This window comes from Pseudomonas edaphica (genome assembly GCF_005863185.1).
In the GTDB taxonomy this organism is placed as follows: domain Bacteria; phylum Pseudomonadota; class Gammaproteobacteria; order Pseudomonadales; family Pseudomonadaceae; genus Aquipseudomonas; species Aquipseudomonas edaphica.
The window spans coordinates 1-5,212 of the sequence record NZ_VBVZ01000445.1 but is presented as its reverse complement, the minus strand read 5'-3'; the positions used below and the strand labels follow the sequence as shown (position 1 = coordinate 5,212).

The following is a 5,212-nucleotide window of genomic DNA, read 5'->3' as shown; positions in this document are numbered from 1 at the left end:
GCGTTGGGCTGCGAAGCAGCCCCTAACCCGGACGCCGAGTTTTTTCAGGAAAATTGCAGTGCCTTCACTCGGGCCGCTTCGCAGCCCAACGCAGGACAAGCCTGCTCGCCACAATAACCGGTTGTGTAGATACCTATGCGTGTGGCTTACAGGCCGAGGTCGGATAACCCCGGATGATCATCCGGGCGCCGGCCCAACGGCCAGTGGAACTTGCGCTCGGTTGCTTTGATCGGCAGATCGTTGATGCAGGCAAAACGGTTGGCCATCAGGCCGTTTTCGTCGAATTCCCAGTTTTCGTTGCCATAGGAACGGAACCAGTTGCCGGAGTCGTCATGCCACTCATAGGCATAGCGCACGGCGATACGGTTGTCGGTGAATGCCCACAACTCCTTGATCAGACGATAGTCCAGTTCCTTGGCCCATTTGCGCGTGAGAAAACCCTTGGCCTCTTCGCGGTTATGCGCGAATTCGGCACGGTTTCGCCACTGCGTGTCCAGGGTATACGCCAGCGACACGCGTTGCGGGTCGCGGGAGTTCCAGCCGTCTTCGGCCAGGCGCACTTTTTCAATGGCCGATTCACGCGTGAACGGTGGCAGCGGCGGACGTTGTTCTGCTGTCGATGACATGGGGCAGCTCCTATCAATACCAAGGTGTTGTCGAAAGTTGCTCAGCCTGTGCGTTCAAAGTCCTAATAACGTTCGCGCCATGCATTGCGCATTATCAGCTGCTGTTGAATCGCCCATGACCAGGGCAACGGTAATGGCGCCATCGATCAGAATCAGCAGGTGCGCTGCCTGCCGTTCGGGGTCGGGGGTGCCATGTGCTTTACACAGTTCAAGGGCGTACTCGAACAGTTTTTGTTTATGCGCCTTGGCCAGCAGGCGCACCGGGTCTTGCGCATCGCCGGTTTCGCCACTGGTGTTGATAAAGGCGCAGCCGCGAAAGTCTGCCGAGCCAAACCAGGCCTTGAGTGCGCTGAACAGCGCCAGCAGGCGCTCGCCGCTGCCTTCGCTGCGTTCCACTTCAGTGCGTAGCCACTGCATCCAGCGTGCGTCGCGGCGTTGCAGGGCGGCGATGACCAGCTCGTCTTTATTGGCAAAGTAACGGTAAATACTTTTGCGTGAGACGCCGGCGGTTTTCACTAGTAACTCCATGCCGGTGGCGGCGATGCCGTGGCGATAGATCAACTTCTCGGTGACGTCGAGGATAATGTCGCGGGTTTCGTTGCTGTTAATATCGTTCATGAAACAAACAGTAGAACGATCGTTCTTCATGGTCAATTAAATTTTTTCCATTGGCCGCGACGAGACCTGAGCAGCCCCATGGTGTAAGCTCTGTGCCTCTTCGGATTCGACCCATTGCGAGCCTTATGCCGTCGTTCTTCAAACACTCCCTGTTGCCCAAACTGCGTGGTTTCCCGCTGTCTCCCGATGCCATCGACGTGCTGTCCGGTGCCGCTGCGTACCGTCTGTGCCTGCTGGAAAAAATCGCCCAGGCCACACAACGCATCTACATCGTCGCGCTGTACTTGCAGCAGGACGAAGCGGGGCAGGAAATCTACGACGCCTTACACGCCGCCAAGGCGGCACGGCCCGAGTTGGATATCGTGGTGGTGGTTGACTGGTTGCGCGCCCAGCGCGGCCTGATCGGCGCCGGCAAGCAGCCGGGCAACAGCGCCTGGTACCAGGCCATGACCCACTCCCACGCCAGCGAAGTACCGGTGTACGGCGTGCCGGTGCAAACCCGCGAACTGTTCGGCGTGTTGCACCTCAAGGGCTTTGTGATCGATGACAGCGTGCTGTACAGCGGCGCCAGCCTGAACAATGTGTACTTGCACAAGTTCGACAAATACCGCTTTGACCGCTATCACCTGATCCACAGCAAGTCCTTGGCTGATTCGATGCAACACCTGGTGGAACACGGCCTGGTCGCGTCCAAAGCCGTGCATCGCCTGGACCTGCCAAACCTGCCGACCACCCGCAGCCTGCGCAATGACATCGGTGACTTACGCAGCCGCTTGAAGCACGCGACCTACGACACCACCACAGGTTTGCTGCCCAATGGGCACTTGTCGGTCAGCCCGTTGCTGGGTGTGGGCAAGAACAATCCGTTGAACCGGGTGATCCTCGAACTCATTGCCAGTGCCCAGCATCAACTGACCATCTGCACGCCGTATTTCAACCTGCCGCTGCCGGTGACCCGCGAAATAAACCGCGCCCTGGCGCGTGGGGTGAAGGTCGACATTATCGTCGGCGACAAAACCGCCAACGATTTCTACATCCCGCCCAGCGAGCCGTTCAAGGTGATCTCGGCCTTGCCTTACCTGTATGAAATCAGCCTGCGCCGCTTCGCCAAACGCCATCAGCCGATGATCGACAGCGGCCAGTTGAACCTGCACTTATGGCGTGACGGCGACAACACTTATCACCTTAAGGGTATGTGGGTCGACCAGCGTTACACCTTGCTCACGGGCAACAACCTCAACCCACGGGCATTCCGCCTCGATCTGGAAAATGCCTTGCTGATCGATGATCCCAAGGGCGAGTGGCTGGCGCCGCGGCGCACAGAGCTCGCGCAGATCTTCCAGCACACCACGCGCATCGAGCGGTATCAGCAATTGCAGACCCTGGTGGAGTATCCGCCAGCAGTCGGCAAGTTTTTGCGCCGGGTCAGCCGGGTGCGGATTGAGCGGTTGCTTTACCGGATCTTGTAGGAAAGCGGACGCGTTACCGCGAACTCTCAGAAGGTCTTCGCCATCTTGAGAGTTTGCCTACACCCAGGTTCGTACATTTCTCTGTGGAACAGATCTAAGGGACGTGCACGCTGCCACTCGCTTGTGCGCACATACCTGCGCTCATTGAGTGGATCTCCCACCCGCAAGGGCTTGGTCGCCAGATGGTGGCCCACAACGGGCACATCCTTTCGGTGCCGGTTCAAGCGCTCAGGTTTTCACACTATTCCTCAGTCAATCGAGAAATTTCCTACTCTGCATCTCAAGAATTCTTAATATTTTCTTAACCGACTGTTTTTAGGGACGAGAACTCTCATCAACCCAACCGGTAGAGAGAATTTTTGAATGTCGACAAGCCTTGCCAAGGGTAGCGTTACAGTTGTCAGTCATCCCCACCTGTCTCAGATGCAGCTCCCCACGGGGCCTGCTGTAAAGCCTGCAACGCCTGACCCCGCTGTTTTGCCAATGATTGAAAACGGGCCGCCTGCAGGCGCACCCCGCCCGGTACGCGGACAGCTGACGCAATTCAAGTTTGAACCCGCATCGATACGCAAGACGCGCGAGGTTGCGTCTGAAAGTGACGCGCACGCCCCCGACGCTGAGCGCAAAACAGCGGTTTATCCCGCATTGGCGCAAGCAAAAAAAGCCGACAGCAGCCTGCAGAAAACCCTCACTCATCTGCTGACTACCCACAAACTGAACGCCGACCCGTTTCCACCAGGTGCCTCGATAAGGCCCTTCATTGATGCCTACACTGAGGCGGTGAACGAGCCACAGGTGCAGGCCTGGCTCACATCCAAAGGCCTGGATCTATCAACTGCGCTTGTTTTCAGCGACAGGGTCGAAGGCACAGTGGTGGTTGACGGCAAAACAGTCGCGCGAACCTTCACGACCACCGACGGCTCCGGCTGGTGGGAGGTCAGCGCGAAAGTGAGTGCGGCAGTGAAGCAGTTGAAGCCGAGTGATATGGTTGTATTGCTGCCGGGCCAGCACACGGTCAAATTTCGCGATTTTAATGCGGTGCTTGAATTCTACGGTGTGGAATATCCGGCCCCTCAAATAGATGCAAAGGCGCTTGGGAAACGCCTGAAAAAACACGGCTGGCCGCCGATATCCGACCAGCATCGCGACCAGTGGCGCCGGCAGTATGAGCAGCTCATGCAGCACAACAGTGACATTGATGTGCGAACGCACCTCACCTCTCAGTTGCGAGGGTTGGTCAAGGACCGTGGGGAGGGTGATACGCCCACTCTGAGCGCGCAGTACGCCACCGTTTATCCTGAATCGACGCTGGCACACAAAAGTCATGCGCCCCGTGAACGTTTTGTTGAGTGGCTGGGCAGGCCGGCGTTCAAGGCTTTCATCGAGAGGTCCGGTCTGGGTGGTGCTGAGAGCGTTTACAGGATATCCAATGGAAGCCTTGAGATACGTGACTCGGCCAATCAATGGATCAGTGTTCAAGTCATTCTTGACCAAGAGATCTACAACGTTTCGATAGGTGGCAGCCCGGCCGAAAAAGCCGCTATCCACGCGCTCAATAACGACCTCCATCAACTGGTAGAGATGAGCAAGGCGACCGGGAATGCCCTGTACTCCCAGGCCGTTTATGACGTGCGGCAAGTACTGGCGTTTTCCGGGCTGGGAAGCCCCGAAACGGTTACGCAGATCAATTCGGCCATCAGTTGGCTGACCGCCAAGCTGCCACCCGCGCCAACGCAGGGTGACTATGCCCGTTTGTCACCTTATACATGGGCCCCTGGCGCGCTGTCGCCCGCTGACCTGAACGTGTTGAAGGCAGCGTCCAGCGGGCCTGGCTCGGTGTCCGAACTGTTCGCCAGCCATATGGCCCGGACAAATTTGCCCCGCGACCCTGACCTGCAACTGCAGCAGTTTTTCGACTCGCACGAGGCGATCATCAAGGCTCAGGCATTGGCGCAGCAGTTGAATATGGCTGAGGTTACCGGCGGCAAACAGCTGTCAAAGGCTACCCGCCATCAACTCCTGGCGGCCACCATCAAGGCCAGCGTCAATGCACAGATGCCTGGCAAGCCTGGGATGGTTGCGGGCTACGACATTTATCAGCCCAACAACCTTGGTCGTACCTTGGACGAAGTACGTGCTGACATTGAAGGCTTATTGAGAAAAAAGGGTGCCGACGTCAATACCGCGCCCTTGATCGCCCATATGTTGTTGGCACAGGCGGCCCCCGAGTTTCTGATCAAACCGGATCCTGGGTTATCGCCACAGGCACCTGAGGCGCTCAAGCTGTCTCCTGGCCAAGTCAGCGTGGGCTCGACCGCTTGGATGAGCCTGCGCCTGGGTTGCGCCATGGCGGAAAAACTCAGTGGGGCAGGCAGTTCGCGCGCATTGAACATCTCGGAGGCGCAAGCCCTTACCAGACTCGAACCCATGGGGCCGGAGCACGAGACGCTGATCAAATGCCTGGGGGCTGCGCCTCTGTTGGATTGGGCGGTGATGGCC

The 5,212-nt window shown here is 57.9% G+C and carries 3 protein-coding genes and 1 pseudogene; 2 read left to right on the top strand and 2 right to left on the bottom strand.

The window, feature by feature from the left end:
• Positions 1–146: 146 nt before the first annotated feature.
• A complete protein-coding gene (locus tag FEM54_RS23775; RefSeq protein WP_017135531.1) occupies positions 147–626 on the bottom strand; it encodes a nuclear transport factor 2 family protein in 480 nt (159 codons plus the stop codon).
• A gap of 54 nt (positions 627–680) precedes the next feature.
• The gene (locus FEM54_RS23770) at positions 681–1,244 is read right to left on the bottom strand and encodes a TetR/AcrR family transcriptional regulator (RefSeq protein ID WP_138453363.1); all 564 of its coding nucleotides are present in this window, start codon (positions 1,242–1,244) and stop codon (positions 681–683) included.
• Between the two features lie 125 nt (positions 1,245–1,369).
• Here FEM54_RS23770 and pssA point away from each other — a divergent pair, with 125 nt between their 5' ends.
• Both pssA and FEM54_RS23760 read left to right on the top strand, forming a co-directional pair.
• Positions 1,370–2,713: a CDP-diacylglycerol--serine O-phosphatidyltransferase gene (gene pssA, locus FEM54_RS23765; protein WP_138453362.1), complete on the top strand. Its 1,344-nt coding sequence runs from the start codon at positions 1,370–1,372 to the stop codon at positions 2,711–2,713.
• 363 nt (positions 2,714–3,076) lie between these two features.
• Positions 3,077–5,212, top strand: a pseudogene (locus FEM54_RS23760) (hypothetical protein); the annotation flags it as partial.

Bases quoted from the DNA above. Each gene is read 5' to 3' on its own strand.
- FEM54_RS23775 (WP_017135531.1), bottom strand. From the start codon at position 626: ATGTCATCGACAGCAGAACAACGTCCGCCGCTGCCACCGTTCACGCGT.
- FEM54_RS23770 (WP_138453363.1), bottom strand. From the start codon at position 1,244: ATGAACGATATTAACAGCAACGAAACCCGCGACATTATCCTCGACGTC.
- pssA (WP_138453362.1), top strand. From the start codon at position 1,370: ATGCCGTCGTTCTTCAAACACTCCCTGTTGCCCAAACTGCGTGGTTTC.